At 64.3% G+C, this 15,587-nt stretch carries 19 protein-coding genes and 1 pseudogene; 9 read left to right on the plus strand and 11 right to left on the minus strand.

Features of this window, described 5'->3' with window-relative positions; translation table 11 throughout:
* Positions 1-1,066 (plus strand): annotated as a pseudogene (locus tag ACK4HH_RS10935) (hypothetical protein); the annotation flags it as partial.
* Between the two features lie 117 nt (positions 1,067-1,183).
* Entirely contained in the window at positions 1,184-1,390 is a 207-nt protein-coding gene (locus tag ACK4HH_RS10940; protein ID WP_409651675.1) for a dodecin family protein, read from the plus strand.
* 57 nt (positions 1,391-1,447) lie between these two features.
* Here ACK4HH_RS10940 and ACK4HH_RS10945 read toward each other — a convergent pair whose 3' ends face one another.
* On the minus strand, positions 1,448-1,966 hold the full coding sequence (locus tag ACK4HH_RS10945) for a hypothetical protein (protein ID WP_409651677.1): 519 nt from the start codon (positions 1,964-1,966) through the stop codon (positions 1,448-1,450).
* Positions 1,967-2,159: 193 nt separating this feature from the next.
* Here ACK4HH_RS10945 and ACK4HH_RS10950 point away from each other — a divergent pair, with 193 nt between their 5' ends.
* Complete coding sequence (locus ACK4HH_RS10950; RefSeq protein ID WP_409651680.1) at positions 2,160-3,215, plus strand: AraC family transcriptional regulator ligand-binding domain-containing protein; 1,056 nt, start codon at positions 2,160-2,162, stop codon at positions 3,213-3,215.
* Here ACK4HH_RS10950 and ACK4HH_RS10955 read toward each other — a convergent pair.
* From ACK4HH_RS10955 to ACK4HH_RS10965, 3 genes are read right to left on the minus strand one after another with little or no spacing between them, the layout of a single operon-like run.
* A complete protein-coding gene (locus ACK4HH_RS10955; protein ID WP_409651682.1) occupies positions 3,186-3,578 on the minus strand; it encodes a type II toxin-antitoxin system VapC family toxin in 393 nt (130 codons plus the stop codon). The genes ACK4HH_RS10950 and ACK4HH_RS10955 overlap by 30 nt on opposite strands.
* Positions 3,575-3,856, minus strand: a complete 282-nt coding sequence (locus ACK4HH_RS10960) for a type II toxin-antitoxin system Phd/YefM family antitoxin (protein ID WP_409651685.1) — start codon at positions 3,854-3,856, stop codon at positions 3,575-3,577. The genes ACK4HH_RS10955 and ACK4HH_RS10960 overlap by 4 nt, the downstream gene beginning before the upstream one ends.
* Before the next feature lie 19 nt (positions 3,857-3,875).
* The gene (locus ACK4HH_RS10965; protein ID WP_409651688.1) at positions 3,876-4,346 is read right to left on the minus strand and encodes a hypothetical protein; all 471 of its coding nucleotides are present in this window, start codon (positions 4,344-4,346) and stop codon (positions 3,876-3,878) included.
* Positions 4,347-4,475: 129 nt separating this feature from the next.
* Between ACK4HH_RS10965 and ACK4HH_RS10970 the strand changes: the two genes are divergently transcribed.
* From ACK4HH_RS10970 to ACK4HH_RS10980, 3 genes are all read left to right on the plus strand, one after another.
* Entirely contained in the window at positions 4,476-5,387 is a 912-nt protein-coding gene (locus tag ACK4HH_RS10970; RefSeq protein ID WP_409651691.1) for a M48 family metallopeptidase, read from the plus strand.
* Positions 5,388-5,470: 83 nt separating this feature from the next.
* A complete protein-coding gene (locus tag ACK4HH_RS10975; RefSeq protein WP_409651693.1) occupies positions 5,471-6,073 on the plus strand; it encodes a helix-turn-helix transcriptional regulator in 603 nt (200 codons plus the stop codon).
* Positions 6,070-6,624 (plus strand): hypothetical protein, encoded by a 555-nt coding sequence (locus tag ACK4HH_RS10980; protein WP_409651696.1) that lies wholly within the window; start codon positions 6,070-6,072, stop codon positions 6,622-6,624. Before ACK4HH_RS10975 ends, ACK4HH_RS10980 begins: the two co-directional genes overlap by 4 nt.
* A 92-nt stretch (positions 6,625-6,716) precedes the next feature.
* Here ACK4HH_RS10980 and ACK4HH_RS10985 read toward each other — a convergent pair whose 3' ends face one another.
* Genes ACK4HH_RS10985 through ACK4HH_RS11000 form a run of 4 tightly spaced genes read right to left on the minus strand, consistent with a single transcriptional unit; the run spans position 6,717 to position 8,601 of the window.
* Positions 6,717-7,013 (minus strand): addiction module antidote protein, encoded by a 297-nt coding sequence (locus ACK4HH_RS10985; RefSeq protein WP_409651698.1) that lies wholly within the window; start codon positions 7,011-7,013, stop codon positions 6,717-6,719.
* A gap of 28 nt (positions 7,014-7,041) precedes the next feature.
* Positions 7,042-7,302, minus strand: a complete 261-nt coding sequence (locus ACK4HH_RS10990; RefSeq protein WP_409651701.1) for a ribbon-helix-helix protein, CopG family — start codon at positions 7,300-7,302, stop codon at positions 7,042-7,044.
* 43 nt (positions 7,303-7,345) lie between these two features.
* Positions 7,346-8,344 (minus strand): DUF2130 domain-containing protein, encoded by a 999-nt coding sequence (locus ACK4HH_RS10995; protein WP_409651704.1) that lies wholly within the window; start codon positions 8,342-8,344, stop codon positions 7,346-7,348.
* Positions 8,311-8,601 (minus strand): hypothetical protein, encoded by a 291-nt coding sequence (locus ACK4HH_RS11000; RefSeq protein ID WP_409651706.1) that lies wholly within the window; start codon positions 8,599-8,601, stop codon positions 8,311-8,313. Before ACK4HH_RS11000 ends, ACK4HH_RS10995 begins: the two co-directional genes overlap by 34 nt.
* 186 nt (positions 8,602-8,787) lie before the next feature.
* On the opposite strand from ACK4HH_RS11000, the gene ACK4HH_RS11005 reads away from it, so the two are divergent.
* The 3 genes from ACK4HH_RS11005 to ACK4HH_RS11015 are packed head-to-tail and all read left to right on the plus strand — an operon-like array spanning position 8,788 to position 14,047.
* Positions 8,788-9,789: a hypothetical protein gene (locus tag ACK4HH_RS11005; protein ID WP_409651709.1), complete on the plus strand. Its 1,002-nt coding sequence runs from the start codon at positions 8,788-8,790 to the stop codon at positions 9,787-9,789.
* Positions 9,786-13,802 (plus strand): Eco57I restriction-modification methylase domain-containing protein, encoded by a 4,017-nt coding sequence (locus ACK4HH_RS11010; protein ID WP_409651712.1) that lies wholly within the window; start codon positions 9,786-9,788, stop codon positions 13,800-13,802. Before ACK4HH_RS11005 ends, ACK4HH_RS11010 begins: the two co-directional genes overlap by 4 nt.
* Positions 13,799-14,047 (plus strand): helix-turn-helix domain-containing protein, encoded by a 249-nt coding sequence (locus ACK4HH_RS11015; RefSeq protein WP_409651715.1) that lies wholly within the window; start codon positions 13,799-13,801, stop codon positions 14,045-14,047. Before ACK4HH_RS11010 ends, ACK4HH_RS11015 begins: the two co-directional genes overlap by 4 nt.
* Before the next feature lie 85 nt (positions 14,048-14,132).
* Here the strand turns inward: ACK4HH_RS11015 and ACK4HH_RS11020 are convergent, their stop codons facing one another.
* The 3 genes from ACK4HH_RS11020 to ACK4HH_RS11030 form a co-directional block, all read right to left on the minus strand.
* Positions 14,133-14,489: an ATP-binding domain-containing protein gene (locus tag ACK4HH_RS11020; protein ID WP_409651718.1), complete on the minus strand. Its 357-nt coding sequence runs from the start codon at positions 14,487-14,489 to the stop codon at positions 14,133-14,135.
* Positions 14,490-14,658: 169 nt separating this feature from the next.
* Entirely contained in the window at positions 14,659-15,075 is a 417-nt protein-coding gene (locus ACK4HH_RS11025; RefSeq protein WP_409651721.1) for a hypothetical protein, read from the minus strand.
* Positions 15,076-15,174: 99 nt separating this feature from the next.
* Positions 15,175-15,471, minus strand: a complete 297-nt coding sequence (locus tag ACK4HH_RS11030; protein ID WP_409651724.1) for a hypothetical protein — start codon at positions 15,469-15,471, stop codon at positions 15,175-15,177.
* Between the last annotated feature and the right edge of the window lie 116 nt (positions 15,472-15,587).

The following is a 15,587-nucleotide window of genomic DNA, read 5'->3' on the forward strand; positions in this document are numbered from 1 at the left end:
GCCACCGCGCAACGCCGCCGAGCCGACCGCGGCCAGCACCACGGGCACCGCAGGCCCGGCCGCGCCCGCCGTATCCACGCCCGGCCCGCGGCGCACCGGCACCTCGCTGCCGATCTCTGAACCGGTGCGCCTCACGCCGCCGGCCTCGGGCGCCATCCCGGTCGCCGGTTTTCCGGGCTTCGACGACCCCATGCCCGCCGCGGCGCCGTCGACGACGCCTCCTCCCCTCGCGGTGCCCTCGCAGCCCGGCGCCGACGCCCCCGCCGCAGGCGCCTTCGCCATCACTCCGCTCGCGACCGCCACTCCCCTGCCCGCCTCGGCCTCGACCCCGTGGACCTCGTCGACGAGCTTCGCCCAGCCCACCTCGGCCGTCGACCTCGCGAGCGTCGACTACGAGCCCATGACGCGCACGTGGGGCTCGAAGCGCCCGGCGGGCCAGGCGCGCGCTGTCACGGGCGTCACGACGGGCGGGGCATGGATGCTCGCGCTGTCGCCCCTGCTGCACCTGGGTCTGGCGGCTCTGGGGTGGCTGCTCACCGATGGCGGAGCATCCACCAACACGCCCTTCGTCGCCGGCGGACTCGGCCTCGCGTCGCTGCTGTGGGTCGTGCTCGGCACCCTCACCGACTACCGCCGCCTCGGGGCGCTCGGCCACGAGTTTCGCCCCTCGCCGGCATGGGTGCTGCTGGGGCCGTTCTTCTACCTACTGGTGCGCGCGATCCACGTGTTCCGCACGACCCGCTCGGGCACGGCGCCGACCTGGGTCTACGTCGTCACGGCCGTGCTCGTCTCGGCGCTCGTGAGCACGCTGGCCCTGCTGCAGCCGCGCGAGGCCTCGCTTGCCGATCTGCGCACCGTCGAGTCGACGATTGCGAGCGACCTGCAGAGCGAGGGCTTCGACTACACGGTGCTGTGCCCGTCGCAGACGACGGTCACGATCGGCGCCTCGTTCGTGTGCACGGCCTACGACGAGCTCGGCCCGGTGTCGCTCATTCGCGTGACGTGGACGGGCGTGGCGGGCGAGTTCAGCTACGCCTTCGAGTCGGCGCCCGCGGTCTCGGGCTGAAGCTCGGCCGGTGCGTGACGCCGATCGCCGTCATGCCCTAGACGCGAGCGCCGCGCAGGAGTTGACTGGCCCTCTCGCGGGCTCGACCCGGGCCCCGAGTACCGAAGGGGTTGCTCCATGTCGTCTGTCGCCCGCATCACCACCATCACCGCCCGCTCGTCGACGAGCTTCGAAGACGCCGTTCACGTCGGCATCGACCGCGCCAACAGCACGCTGCGCGGCGTGAGCGGCGCGTGGATCAAAGAGCAGAAGGTCGCCATCGAGGGCGGCAAGGTCACCGCGTACCAGGTGACCATGGAGGTCACCTTCGTGCTCGACGACTAGTCGCTGCGTCAGGGAGCGCTCAGCGGGAGTTCTCGCGATCCCGGGGGCGCTTCCCCGTCACGACACCGCGCCGAACGCCACCTGAGGGTGGAGGGAGGTCTCTGTCGGCCAACCGTGGTGTTCGATCAGCAGCCGTCGGGCAGCCTCAGGGTCGGCAGCTGACCACTCGTCGACCGCGCAGATTCGAAGGCCGTCGGGGGTCTCGCGCGCCCGCAAGACGAAGGCCAGCGGTTCTGTGCGAATGGTGACGGGGAGGAACACGGGGCGAGCCTTGAACTGCACCGAGAGGCAGATCTGTGTGCCGTCGGGGTGATACGCCACATGCATGTCATGCCGCGTCGCGCGCACGAACCTGACGAGCCCGGCGAGTCTCTTGCGCACCTCGGCGATCGGTATGGCCCGCTCTGAGCCGGCTCTGGTTCCCCACACCGGCGCATGAGCGGTCAACGTGCAGTCCGACGTGGTGAACGAGCTGAGATCGCTCACCCCCAGGTCGATGCGACCGTCGTACCACCCGAAGTGTGCTCCCCACTGCTCGACGAGCGCCGTGAGTTCAGTGGTATTCGATTGCGTCATGCGGGCCCTCCCGGGATCGTCTCACCTGCAGTGACGCTCACGGTACAACTCGTGCACATCTGCTGAGATAGCGAAACCCGCCAAGGTGATCGCGAACAACGCCAATCTGTCGGTTGACGCGAGCACGACGGCGTACTTTGCATAGAGTTCGAGGTACGAGCCGACGAGACCGGCCGCGAGGAGCAGGTGCGCTATGCACAACACCGCTGACATCACCCTTGATCGTGGATGGTTGATGGTGCTGCGCGACCTCGGCATCAACCCCGAGGATGTCATTCGGCACGCACGCCTGCCCTTGCAAATGCTGCACCAAGAGACGTCACAGCTCACGGTTGAGGACTACTTTCGCATGGTCACCGCGCTCGAGACGGTGGCGGCCGACCCGCTGCTGGCAATCCGGATGGGCCAGACCTCCAGCACCGAGACCTTCTCGGCGCCCGTCTTCGCAGCGCTCTGCAGCTCGACTCTCGCCGTCGCGGTTCGGCGCCTCGCCGCCCACAAGAGACTCATGGCCCCCATGCATCTCACGATTCGTGAGACGCCGTACGACATGGTCGTTTCTTGGGCATGGAACGACCCGACTATCGTCTCGCCCCCACTGCTGATGGCAATGGACCTGGTCTTCCTCACCCAGCTCGCGCGGATCGCCACGCGGGAGCACATTCAACCCCTGAGGGTGTCGTGCCCTGCTGCGCTCGAGCCGGCGCTGGCGTACCTGGACTACTTCGGTGTCGAGCCAGTGGTGGGCCCAGAACTCAGTCTGACGTTTCGCGCGCACGACGCACATCGCCCATTCCTGACCGCCAGCGAGTCGCTCTGGAGCAGCTTCGAACCAGAGCTGCAGAGGAGGACGACCCAGCTCGACGCGCGCGCACCGATGCGTGCGCGGGTCAGGTCGCTGTTGCTGGAGTGCCTGCCGAGCGGCGAAGCGTCGCTGAGCGGTGTGGCGCTACGACTCGGTGTCAGCCCCAGAACCGTGCAACGACGACTGGCTGACGAAGACGGGCTCTCGTTTCGGGAGGTGGTGCAGTCGACTCGAGCACCGCTCGCTCAGCACTACCTCGTGAGAACGTCGCTGCCGTTTCGCGAGATCGCGTTCTTGCTCGGCTTCGACGAACCCACGTCGTTCTCCCGCGCCTTCCGCACCTGGTTCGGCGAGACGCCCGAGTCGGTGCGAGGCCGAGCCCACTCAGCGTCGTCGGCACAACCGGCCGCACGATCACTCCCACAGTACGGCGAGGCCGGGTAGCCCCCCGAACACGGAGTCGGCCGTGACCAGTGCGAATCCTTCGCTCATGGCCTGGGCTGCGAGCATGCGGTCGAAGGGGTCGCGATGAGCCCACTCGAGCGAGCCGGCCGTGATCGCGTGGTTCGCCTCGATCGATAATGCGTCGGCGCCCAGTCGATCGACCTGCTGCTCGAATCCGTGCACAAGCGCGGTCGCCTCGGGCAGGCGTTTGAGTCGATGCTTCGTCGCGATCTCGAGAGCACTGGCCGCCGACACCACGAGGTGCTCTCGCGGGTCGGCGAGGCGCGCCCGAATCGCCGGCGGAAGGCGGTCAGGCACACCGAGCGCCCAGATCAGCACGTGGGTGTCGAGCAGCAGGGTCATTGCGCCGTCTCCCCCGTCTCGGGCGTCTCGGGCGTCTCGGCCGTCTCGCCGCCCTCCCAGGCCACGAGCTCGGAATCAGGTAGGGGCTCGAAGAACGAATCGGGAGTGTCAAGGCCGGGGAGAAAGCCCAGTTCGCGCTCGGTCGCAGGCTCGAACGCAACGAGCCGGGCGATGGGCCGACCGCCGCGCGCGATGACGATCTCATCGCCGCGCTCCACCCGCGCCAGCAGCTCTGACAGCCGCGTCTTGGCCTCATGCACGTTTACCTGATCCGCCATGTGAACTAAGTGCAGTGAACTAAGCACTCGTCTCCACTCCGGCACCGTCGAGCCCCGGCAGGGTCGGGGCGGGCGGGGCGTGCTCGCGCACTCCGCGGGTGTGGCTGATGAGCACGGCGCGCAGGCGCACGGCGGCGCGGTCGGCGGCGGTGGCTGCGGCGAGCATCCACTCACGATCGAGGCGGCCGGGGTCGGGGCCGCCGCGCCGCTCAAGCGCCAGGATGAGCTCTGTCGCGCCCGCGTGCTGTGCGACGCCGTCGATGACCGTGAACAGGGTGTCGGCGGTGTCGGCGGGCGCGCGGCGCGGCAGGTCGTCGCAGGGCATCGCGAGGCCGCCGAACCCGTCGGCGGTGGGCGGGAAGAAGAACCACAGCTGCCAGCGGATCGCCGGCCCGAGCGCGAACGCAAGCTGGGCCTCGGGGGTCTGCAGGTCGTCGTCGGTGATCGGGCGGGTGATGGTGGGCTGGTAGGTGCGAAAGGCTGCGGTCATGCGGGGCAGGATGCCCGGCGCGCGCAGGGCGCGGCGCGCGCTCCCCTGCCGCCGTGCGCCCCGCCCGCCCGCCCGCGGCAGTGGAGGACCCGCGCCTGCCGTGACGGCAGAGCGAGGTAGATTCGCGTCATGTACCGGCAGATCGCGCGCAACAAGCGGTGGAGCATCCTGCTCATCGCGCTCTTCTGCGTCGCCGTGATCGGGCTCGGGGTGTTCAGCGCGTGGGTGGTCGGCGACGTGTGGCCGTTCTGGCTGCTGCTGATCTTCTGCCCGCTCTACGTGTGGTGGGCGCTCAGCTCGGCGACGACGTCGGCCGCGAGCACCGCCGGGTGGGCGGCGACGGACGCCGAGCAGCAGCCCCGGCTGCACCGGGTGGTGGAGACGACGGCGATTCGGGCGGGCATCCCGATGCCGAAGGTCGGCGTCATCGACGACCCCGCGCCCAACGCGTTCGCCGCGTCGCTGAGCCCCAAGAACGCCGTCATCGGCGTCACCACCGGAGCCCTCGACCTGCTCGACGACAGCGAGCTCGAGGCGGTCGTCGCGCACGAGGTGGCGCACATCGTCAACCAGGATGGCCGCGTCACCCTCACGACTTTCGCGCTCGTCGGCTCGATCGCCTCGGTCGCCGGCGTGCTGATGGTGCTCGGCTGGGGCCTCGTGCGGTCGATCCTCAGCGAGTTCAAGATGGGGCTGGGCATCATTATGGGGATGCTCGGCCTCGTGATGATCGTCATCGGCACCGCCTTCGCGGCCGTGGCTTTCGTGCTCGGCCCGCTGATCAGCTCGGCGGTCTCGCGCCGCCGCGAGTTTCTCGCCGACGCGAGCGGCGTCGAGCTCACGCGCTATCCGGAGGGGCTCGTGCGGGCGCTGGAGAAGATCCACGCGCACCCGTCGACGGTGAAGGCCGCGTCGTTCGAGGTGCGCGGGCTGTTCTTCGTCAACACGATCGGCGAAGGAGTGCTGGCGCAGTGGCTCGGCTCGCACCCGCCGGTTGCGGAGCGGGTGGAGCGGCTGAAGGAGATTGGGCGCGGGTTCTAGGTGAGCGGGCACCCTAAGCCCTGTGCCTCCTCCGCGAACGGTGCATGAGGTATCATGCGTATACGCATAGCAGGGAGATCAGCATGCCCACCGCAGCCGACACGATCCGCACGGCTCGAACGCGTGCGCGCTTGTCGCAGTCGGCGCTCGCCCGCCGTGCCGGCGTCGCGCAGTCGACGGTGAGTCGCATCGAAAGCGATGACCTCGACCCGACGTGGTCGACCATGCAGTCTCTGCTGCAGGCAACAGGGTGGGCCGTCGAGCCGATTCGCACCGAGGTGGCAGACCTCCTCTCGGCCTCGACGACCTCGCGCGCCATGAGCGCGAGCCTGCGTCGTGGCGATCAGGAGGCGGCCATCCGTGATCTGACTGAAGCGGTCGGGCGACTGATCAGGTTCGGCGAGGCCAGCGACGCGCCGGTGCCGGCGTGGGTGACCGACGAACCCAGAGCACACGAGCTGGACCCGTCGTGGGGCACCTATCTCGCCACCGCGTTCGCCTACGCACTCGAGCGAACCCACCGACCCATTGCCCAGTGGATGCTCGACTCACCCGCTCTGCCCGTCGAGACCGCCGTGGGCGATGACCCGAGCACCGAGTTTCGGGCATGGCTGCGGGCGCAGACTCCCCCGATCTTCTTGTCCAAGAACCTGCTCTCGCGGCCTGCTGACTGGACGATCGCGTGACCGAGGCCTATCGCCAGCTCAGTGCTGCAGAGATTCGCGAACTGCTGCGGGAACTGCTCGATCGCGCCGCGGCCGACGGCATCGAGATCGACGCCTATATCGTGGGCGGTGCCGCGATGGCACTGCAACTCGGCCGCGAGCAACTCACGCCTGACGTTGACGGGCTCTTCCGCCCGTTCGATGCCGTGGTGCGCATTGGTCGCACGATGGCCGACGAGCACGGACTCAGCCCGACCTGGATCAACGAGAACGCCCGCCCCTTCATCGTCTTCGACATTAACGATCCTCAGCACTTCGTCGACGTAGCGGTCGGTAGCCACATCATCAGGGTTGCGTCGCCCCGGGCGCTCCTCGCGATGAAGATGGCCAGATATGCGCGCAAGGACTACGCCGATATCGCCGCCCTCATCGCCACGCTCGGCCTCACCACTGCCGACGAGATCGCAGACCTCACCATCGACGTTCTCGGCGACGACACGCCCGCACTCAGCGAGGGCCGCGAAGACCTCATGCTGAGAGCAGCAGAGGCCCTTCGTCGCGCAAGCCGCTGACTACGACGAAACGCTGAACACGAGTCCGCAGTCCAGCATCCGGGTACCTACGGCGGGTGTCAGATCTTGTTTGGGTTCGTTGTCGGCTGACCTCAGGCGATTGAGCGAAAGGAGATCGTGAGCCCCAGCGCCCGCGTAACTTTGACGATGGTCGCAAAACTCGGATTCCCGTCAGCGGAGAGCGCCTTGTAGAGCCCCTCTCGGCTCATCCCGGTGCGCCGAGCCAACTCGCTGAGGTTGCGCGAGCGGGCGATGGCACCGAGCGCAGCCGCGATAGCGGCGGGGTCGTCGCCACTCTCATCAATTGTCGCTTCGAGATATGCGGCCGCGGTCGCGATGTCGGTCAGGTATGTGGCTGCGTCGAACCGCCTGAAGGTCGTCGGACTCATGTTGTCAACCATAGTTCACATTCGATCTTCACGCCCTGAACGTCAGCGCATCGCGGATGACCTCAGACCGGCTCTTGCCCTCCCGCTCGGCACGGGCGTCGAGCATGGCGATCTCATCAGCGGTCAGACGGAGGGCGACAACCTGCGAAGGCTCAGCGCCACGCCCCGGGCGCCCACGACCGCGCTTCTTGAGTGCTGCGACGTCGTAGCCCGCTTCGGCTTCAGCGGACCACGCGGCAATCTGCTCCTCCGTGACCGGCTTGCCGTCGATGGTCTCGTCGCGTTCCATGGTGATTATTGTATAACGAAAATAATGCGGGGGCCAGAGGGGTTCACTCCCCCGCGCCGTCACCCACCTCAGCGAACTTTGCCGCCATAGTCGGATTCCCCCGCGTCAGCTTCTTGATGGTCACGTCTTGCGCCTTGTCGTTGGCCAGTCGCAGGTTGCGCTCCGACCCGAGCAGGGCATCCTTCGCCTTCTGCAGCCGGTCGATCGACTTGTCGATCTCGGCGATCGCCTCCTGGAACTTGCGCGAGGCGAGGTCGTAGTTGCGCGCGAACCCGGTCTTGAAGGTCTCGAGGTCGCTCTCGAAGTGCGTGATGTCAACGTTCTGCGCCTTCACCATCGCCAACTCCTGCTTGTACTGCAGCGACCCGAGCGCCGCATTCCTCAGCACCGTGATGATGGGGATGAAGAACTGCGGACGCACCACGTACATCTTCGGGTAGCGGGGCGAGACGTCGACGATTCCGCTGTTGTAGAGCTCGCTCTCGGGCTCGAGCAGCGACACGAGCACCGCATATTCGCAGCCCTTTTCGGTGCGGTCTTTGTCGAGCTCGCGCAAGAAGTCTTCGTTCTTCTTCTTGGTGGCCGTGCCGTCGTTCTCGTTCTTCACCTCGAACATGATCGACAGGATCTCGGTGCCGCCCTCATCCGAATCACGAAAGATGTAGTCGCCCTTGCTGCCCGACCGCGCGTCGTTGTCTTTCTCGAAGTACGCCTTCGGAAACGCCGTGGCGCGTATGCGATTGAACTCGTTCTCGCAGTGCTGCTCGAGCGTCTCGCCGACCATCTTGGTCGACAGCCGCGCCTTCATGTCTTTGAGCCGCTCGATCGCGTCGTCGCGGTCCTTGATCTGCTGCTTGTACTTCTCTTCGAGCGCCTGCTCAGAGACTTGTCTTTCCATCGTGGCCATGGCGAGCCCGTTCTTCAGCTCGTCGAGCTCGCGCTCCACCGCGCTCAGTGCTTCTTTGACGGCAAGCTGCTTCGCCTGTTCTCCGTTCAGGATGCTCGCCTTCAGCAACTCGATCTCTGACGCCTTCTTCGCCACTTCCGCTTCGAGCTTCGCGGACTCGTCGACAGCTTGGCGGCGAGCTTCGCCTCCGCCAGTTCGACGGCGACCTTGTTGGCGCTCTCCCCCGCGTCGAGCTTCGCCTTCAACGCCTGAGTCTCGGAGTCTTTCGCGGCCGCAGCCTTCTGCAGCTCGCCGGCGGCTTTCGTCTCAGCGAGCTCGATCGCCCGCAGCTTCTCCTGGTCGGCAAGCTCAAGCCGCTCGTGCAGCTGCTTCTCGAAGTCGGTGTCGCGCACCTGCTTGAGGATGTCGGAGGACTGGTGCACGGTTAGGCGACATCTGAACTGGCTTGCCCGGCCGGGCGGCCTGGGAGGATGAACCTAAGGACATGTGCCGAATTTACGCGACAGCGGAGTTTCCGCGCCAGTGTAAGTTTTCTGATACACGTCGCAATCCCTAGAGCGGCTAGATGAAGGGTGCTCATGACAACACTCACCATCGGCGGGCGCGGTGTGGAAGCCAGGGCTCGACCACGCGCCGTTATCAATGCCATCGACGTCAGCGAAGAGGCGCTGGCAGCTCGGCAGTTCAGCTTGTTGCCTCACCTCCTCCTCGACCGAACAACCGGTGGAAACATCATCTGGGCCACGGATCACTACGAACACCTCGGCAACGACTACGCCCCCGACCACGAAATCACTGTTGCATCAGTTACGGGTGACCACCGAGTTCTAATCCAACCTCGCGTCGAGAAGTCCAAGGCGCAGCAGTGGGAGCGCACCAAGGGGCGCGCGGAGGTGTTCACACCGTCATGGCTGTGCAATGAACAGAACAACCGGATCGACGAGGCGTGGTTCGGTCGTGCGGACGTTTACAACACCGCCGTAGGTCGGTCATGGATTCATCGTGCTGATCCGATCGACTTCGAGGAGCGCGGTCGGCGAACCTGGATGAAATACGTTGACGAGCGCCGGCTCGAGGTGGCCTGCGGTGAAGGGCCTTACCTCGTCAGCCGGTACGACGCCGCAACGGGGGCGCCAATCGGCCTCGAGCGTAGGATCGGCCTGCTCGATCGCAAGTTGCGTGTGGTCACGGAGAACGCCCACAGCGACGATGAGTGGCGTACGTGGGCTCGACGTGCCGTCGAGAGCATCTACGGATTCGAGTACCAGGGGGACAGCCTCTTGCTCGCCCGCGAGAACATCCTCGCCACCTACGAAGACTTCGCACGTGCCGCGCTCGATGGCGCTCCCTCGCGCGATGAGCTGAGCGGCATCGCAACGGTGATCTCGTGGAACATCTGGCAGATGGACCTCCTTACGGGTCGGCCCCCGCTGACGGCGGACACGGTTGCCGACAACCAGCTCGACCTGTTTGGTGAGGAGAGCCGAGGCGCGGTTCGTTCCTGCCTAATCCGCGACTGGCGTGCCAAGCGCACTTACCCCTATACCCAGCTGACGAACGCAGGAGGTGCGACGTCGTGATCGAAAATCTGGACATCCTCGAAAGTTTGATCGTCGGCCGAGTACGGCCGCACATCTACGCCTTCTGTACGAATACAGTGCCCAATTACCTCAAGGTTGGCGACACATACCGACCCGTCAGCCAGCGGTTGAAGGAGTGGCGCACCCACTTTCCCGACCTCGAGCAGCGTTTCCTAGGCTCCGCCTCTGTGTCAGACGACATCTACTTCCGCGACCACGCAGTTCACTCGTTCCTCCTTGAGGACCGTGGTCGTCCCCGGCTCGAGCGTATGGAGCTGCCAGAGACCGAGTACTACAGTCGCGAGTTCTTCGGCGGTGCTGACGTCGCCGACCTCGAGGCCGCGATCGACAGCATTCGGCAAGATCATGTCGAAAACCTTGGCCGGTACGCCTTTTACGACGCGGCGGCCCAGCTCCCAACCACGCACCACTACGAGCGGGGCCCAGATTGGTGCCTGCGGCCCAACCAGCAGGCGGCGGTGGACGCATTCGCAACCGCTGTCGACGCGGGCCGCACCAACCTCCTCATGTACGCCGTGATGCGATTCGGCAAGACGTTCACGTCGCTCATGTGCGCCAAGCGTGTCGGAGCTAAAGCTGTCCTCGTCGTCTCAGCGAAAGCCGACGTCAAGGGCGAGTGGAAACAGACAGTCGAATCGGCGGGCAACTTCGAAGGCTTCCGTTTCCTCGACGCCGACGCTCTCCTCCTCGAACCCGACGCAATCACCCAATCAAAATCGACCGGCGAGTGTGTCGTCGTGTTCCTCACACTGCAGGACCTTCAGGGAACGCAGCTCAAGGAGAAACATACGGAGGTATTCAGTACTGACATCGACGTGCTCATCGTCGACGAAACCCACTTCGGCGCGCGTGCCGAGAGTTACGGTCAAGTGCTCCGCTCGGCGAAACAACCGGTTGAGACCATGCGGTCGTTGAGGATCGAGGCTGACGAGGTGACAGTCGCTGAGGCCGACGCCCAGCTTAAGGTTCTTCAGGCGAAAACCACGTTGCATCTGTCCGGATCCCCGTACCGAATTCTCATGGGCAGCGAATTCGCACGGGAGGACATCATCGCTTTCGTGCAGTTCGCTGACATCATCCGCGCCAAAGAGGAATGGGATCGAGAGAACCCCGACGAGAATGAGTGGGACAACCCGTACTTCGGTTTTCCGCAAATGATCCGCTTCGCTTTCAACCCAAACGAATCCGCTCAAGCAAAGCTCGCCGCCCTCAAGGAGCGGGGCGTCTCCTACGCGCTAGCCGCGCTTCTTGAGCCGAGGTCAATCACGCGAGATGCCGCCGAAGGATTACACAAGCAGTTCAAGCACGAGGAAGAGATACTCGACCTGCTCCGCGTCATTGACGGTTCTCAGCAGGACGAGAACTTGCTGGGCTTTCTCGATGATGCCCGGATCAAGCAAGGGCAGATGTGCAGGCACGTCGTCATGGTCCTACCGTACCGAGCATCGTGCGACGCAATGCAGGCACTCATCGAGAAAAACGAAGCGTCGTTCAAGAACCTCGGTGACTACGAGATCATCAACATCTCAGGCGTTCAGGACACGACGCGCTTTGCGACACCGGAGCGTGTCAAGGCTGCGATCGCGAAGGCCGACGCCGAAGGACGGAAGACGCTGACGCTGACCGTCAACCGGATGCTCACGGGGAGCACGGTCGAACAATGGGACACGATGCTCTTCCTCAAGGACACTGCATCGCCACAGGAATACGACCAGGCGACATTCCGGCTCCAGAGTCAACACATCAGAACGCTCCGAAGCGGGGTGAATGACGAGCCCATCAAGGAAAACCTCAAACCCCAGACCCTCCTCGTCGATTTCGATCCGTTACGTCTGTTCCAAATGCAAGAGCAGCGCTCCCTGATGTCCAACATCGCGAGCAGCGAACACGCCGGAAACGGCGATCTGACCGGACGCCTTCGGGAAGATCTGCGCATTTCTCCCGTCATCACGATAAACAGCAACAGGCTGACCGAGGTCGAGCCTGCCAACATTCTTGCGGCCGTGAGCGCGTACAACCTAAACCGCAGCATCGCCGACGAAGCCCGGGACGTACCAATTGACCTCGGTGTGCTCGACATCGATGCGATACGCGCTGTCATCGAGAAGCAGGCGGAGATCGGCTCGCGCGCCGGCCTCACAATTTCTGGTTCCGACGGTGAAGATACCGATCTCGATGTCGACGACGAGGCTGATACTGAAGACGGAGACCCCGACACTGGCGACACCGGAGTGAACCCCACACCTCCCGACAGTGGTATCGACGACGCTGTGGATCTGCAGTCTCTGGCAGCGAAGCTGCAGACGTATTACCAGCGGATCCTGTTCTTCGCGATGCTGACACCCAACCCGGTGTCGTCACTCAAGGACGTCATTGACGCGATCGGAGACACGGAGAATGAACGGATCGCGGAGAATCTCGGTCTGCAACTCGAAGTACTCAAGGCACTCTTCGCGGCCTTCGATCCCTTCAAGCTCAACGCGCTCGACTACAAGATCCTCAACATCTCGCGACTGGCCCGGGATGAGTCACTGTCACCAACCGAAAGAGCGGTGCGAGCGCTCCAGAAGTTCACGCGCATCTCCGAATCGGAGGTTCGCACACCGCTGTGGCTATGCCGCGAAATGGTCGCCCGGATCCCCGCTCAGAGCCTCGGGGCACTGATCAGCCGCGGCGAGAAGATCCTCGATATCGCGAGCAAGTCCGGCGAGTTCGCGCTTGCGCTCTACGAACGTCTTGTGGGGGAACTCGGCGTCGATCCGGCGGTTGCGAAGGACTCGATCTACTCACTTCCGACATCAACGATCGCCTATGAGTTCACGCGTCGATTCTATGAGGTGCTCGGACTCAACGTCGCGAACATCGCTGCACAGCTCACGTCATACAACTTGCTGTCCGATCAAGAATCCGGTCAAACGGTCAATCTCGAAGATGCCTTCGAAGAAGGAGGTGCAACCGTGAAGTTCGGTGCAGTAGTGGGTAACCCGCCCTACCAGGAGAGCGACGGCGGCGCACAGCAGAGCGCCCGCTCGATCTATCCGCAGTTCGTCGCGGCGGCCAAGTCTCTCGACCCCGAGTTCTTGAGCTTTGTCATCCCGAGCCGTTGGTACGCCGGCGGCAAGTCGCTCGGTGACTTCCGCGCGGGGATGCTCGCCGATCCCCACTTGAGCGAGCTCCATGACTTCCCGCGACCGGAGGAGGTGTTCCCGGAAACGAACAATCGCGGCGGCATCTGTTACTTCCTACGTGACACGAACTACGACGCGGTTGCTGCAGGCGGTACGCGGATCCTCACCCGCGACGCACAAGGCGTTGAGTTCGATGCTGTCCGTCCACTCGACACCTTCGGCATGGGCGCGTTCTTGCGCGACTCAAAGAGTATCGAGCTCGTCGAGCGCGTCATCTCTACAGACGGATTCATCTCCTTCGAGAACCAAGTGTCTGCTCGCAAGCCGTTCGGACTCGAAGGAAACATCGTGCGGTCCGCAGACTTCCACCAGGAGACTGATGGCCTTACTGACCCCGTGCTCTGCTACGGAAAGGGCAAGTCCGTCGGGTTCATAGAGCGCGACCGCGTCAGGCTGAAGACGGACTGGATCGATCGCTGGAAGGTTCTGGCACCGTACGCCAACAACATCGGCACGGAACTCAACGATGACAACCAGAACGCGTTTGTCGTTGCACCCGGATCTGTGTGTTCTGAAACCTTCATCGTCATGGGGGGCGGGCTAGACCTTGATGAGGAGTCCGCCCGCAATCTCGTCGCGTACCTGAAGACTAGGTTTGCGCGCTTCCTTCACAGCAAGGCGAAGGTGAGCCAGCACGGGACGAAGGGCACCTATCGTTTCGTCCCCCTTTTGGATCTGACGGCCGCATCGAGCATCGACTGGCAGGCATCGACTGACGCTATAGACGACCAGCTGTTCGACCTGTACCGCCTGACGGCAGAAGAGCGTGAGCATATCCGCTCCTCGATCAAGGCAATGGTGTGAGCGATTCATCACAGATGTCCGAAATCGCCCGGCGAGTCCGTGCTTTGCGCACGGCGCGCGGGTGGTCTCAACTTGAGCTCGCCGAACACGCTGGTGTTTCGCGGCCATCGGTCGCACGTGTCGAGGCCGGCGAGGACGTCAACACCGGCACGCTGCGGGCATTGTGCGCAGCGCTCGGGCTGAAGCTCGGATTGCTCGAAGGGGTGCCGGATAATTCCACGCACGCCTTGGCCGCGACTGAGTAAAGACGATGACCCTCGCTACTACGAAGGTGCCGGGGATCGTTGTCGCCGAGTCGCGCCTCAGTTCGACGAACTGACATAAGGGCGACTACCTGAGCACTTGCTCCTGCTCCAAGACCACCAATCGATCGGTCGCGCGCGACGCCCCCACATAGAGCAGATCGCGGTGGTACTCCTTCGACAAGTCGACGTCGGTCAGAATCACCGCGGGCGCCTCGAGGCCCTTGAACTCATGGATGCTCCGCCACCGAACGCGCGTCGAGTCATCGATGCTGGTGCCGAGGCGTGAGGTGAGGCGGGCATCCGTCGCCTGACGGGCGAGAGCCTGGCCGGCCGCCGACCGCTCGCGGGCGTAAGGCGACAGAATCACCAGCTCGCGCACCGTGAACGGCTCCGACAGGATGCGCTCCACGGCGTCGGCGAGCGGCGCAGCGGGAACATCCAAGAAGGGGAGTGAAGTGCGAGTCCTGACAGTTGCAGCTCTAGACTGCCCGGGTTGCGCGACACGGCGCAGACCTCGCGGCAATTCGTGGTGGTGCCACTCATGTCACCTGGCTGTGCTCGATCGCCCGATCCGACCGCCGGAGATCACAGAGAGCGCCGAAACGGACCCGCTAGAGCCCAGCCTGATTGAGAAGTGCGAGTGTCTCAATAGCCGCTCTGCGAACCTCGGGGCTCGCGTCAGACTGCGCGAGTGTCCGGAGAGTGTCCTTCGGCGTATCCGTCGATTGCGCCTGAGCTAGGCGGCGAGGAAGAGACTCTGCCTGCTCCGCACTGCGGCGGGCCTCCTCATACGGTGAAGCCGGCATAGGCGGCACGTGATGGAACATTGCACCAAGTTTCATGAGGAAACCAATACCGGCAACCACGGCGGGCACCACCGACCAATCGGGAAAGTCCACTTTGAACGCGAGGGGAGCAAGAAAGACAGTGAGACCTAGTGCGACTAGGACGTTGCCTGCAATCCGGATGCGCGATTGAACGGCCAGCGCCGACTCCCAAGCGGCCTTTCGAGCTTCGTAGTGGGACATGAGATCACCCTATTCTTCCGACAGTTTCCTCGGGAGTGATGCCCGTTGAGAACCTCTGCTGCTCATCCATCGTGGTGGAAGCCTGGCGCTCGACCGCCTCTAGTTCGCGATGCCGAGCTTGCGGTTCTGCTCGATGATGATGGCTCGCCAACGGTCTTCCAGCGTAAGAGCGATGCGGTCGCGAGTGACATCGATCTGGTGCACCGGCGGATACAGGCGGAGGAAGTCTGAACTGGTCGGGGCATCGGGCTGCATCCACGGCGTGTGACCTGCAAGCTCGCCCACGAACGATCGGAGTCGGTAGCTGTCGCCTTGACGGTTGAAGTGCAACAGCGTTTCGGTGCTGAGCGTCGGGCAATAGACCAGGAGCTTCTCGTGACCTTTTCGCGTACGCATCGCATCTCCGTTCGTCGTGGCTCACCTCGGCCACAGTTTGAGGCCAGTCTGGCGAACGGGTGCCGAAAACGAAACGTGACTATTCACTAGTCGTCGCGTCGGATCAACCCGATAGC

Source organism: Microcella sp. (assembly GCF_046296455.1).
GTDB lineage: Bacteria > Actinomycetota > Actinomycetes > Actinomycetales > Microbacteriaceae > Microcella.

Excerpts from the sequence above, each read along its gene's own strand:
- ACK4HH_RS10940 (WP_409651675.1), top strand. The coding sequence starts at position 1,184 with ATGTCGTCTGTCGCCCGCATCACCACCATCACCGCCCGCTCGTCGACG.
- ACK4HH_RS10945 (WP_409651677.1), bottom strand. The coding sequence starts at position 1,966 with ATGACGCAATCGAATACCACTGAACTCACGGCGCTCGTCGAGCAGTGG.
- ACK4HH_RS10950 (WP_409651680.1), top strand. The coding sequence starts at position 2,160 with ATGCACAACACCGCTGACATCACCCTTGATCGTGGATGGTTGATGGTG.
- ACK4HH_RS10955 (WP_409651682.1), bottom strand. The coding sequence starts at position 3,578 with ATGACCCTGCTGCTCGACACCCACGTGCTGATCTGGGCGCTCGGTGTG.
- ACK4HH_RS10960 (WP_409651685.1), bottom strand. The coding sequence starts at position 3,856 with ATGGCGGATCAGGTAAACGTGCATGAGGCCAAGACGCGGCTGTCAGAG.
- ACK4HH_RS10965 (WP_409651688.1), bottom strand. The coding sequence starts at position 4,346 with ATGACCGCAGCCTTTCGCACCTACCAGCCCACCATCACCCGCCCGATC.
- ACK4HH_RS10970 (WP_409651691.1), top strand. The coding sequence starts at position 4,476 with ATGTACCGGCAGATCGCGCGCAACAAGCGGTGGAGCATCCTGCTCATC.
- ACK4HH_RS10975 (WP_409651693.1), top strand. The coding sequence starts at position 5,471 with ATGCCCACCGCAGCCGACACGATCCGCACGGCTCGAACGCGTGCGCGC.
- ACK4HH_RS10985 (WP_409651698.1), bottom strand. The coding sequence starts at position 7,013 with ATGAGTCCGACGACCTTCAGGCGGTTCGACGCAGCCACATACCTGACC.
- ACK4HH_RS10990 (WP_409651701.1), bottom strand. The coding sequence starts at position 7,302 with ATGGAACGCGACGAGACCATCGACGGCAAGCCGGTCACGGAGGAGCAG.
- ACK4HH_RS11005 (WP_409651709.1), top strand. The coding sequence starts at position 8,788 with ATGACAACACTCACCATCGGCGGGCGCGGTGTGGAAGCCAGGGCTCGA.
- ACK4HH_RS11025 (WP_409651721.1), bottom strand. The coding sequence starts at position 15,075 with ATGTCCCACTACGAAGCTCGAAAGGCCGCTTGGGAGTCGGCGCTGGCC.
- ACK4HH_RS11030 (WP_409651724.1), bottom strand. The coding sequence starts at position 15,471 with ATGCGTACGCGAAAAGGTCACGAGAAGCTCCTGGTCTATTGCCCGACG.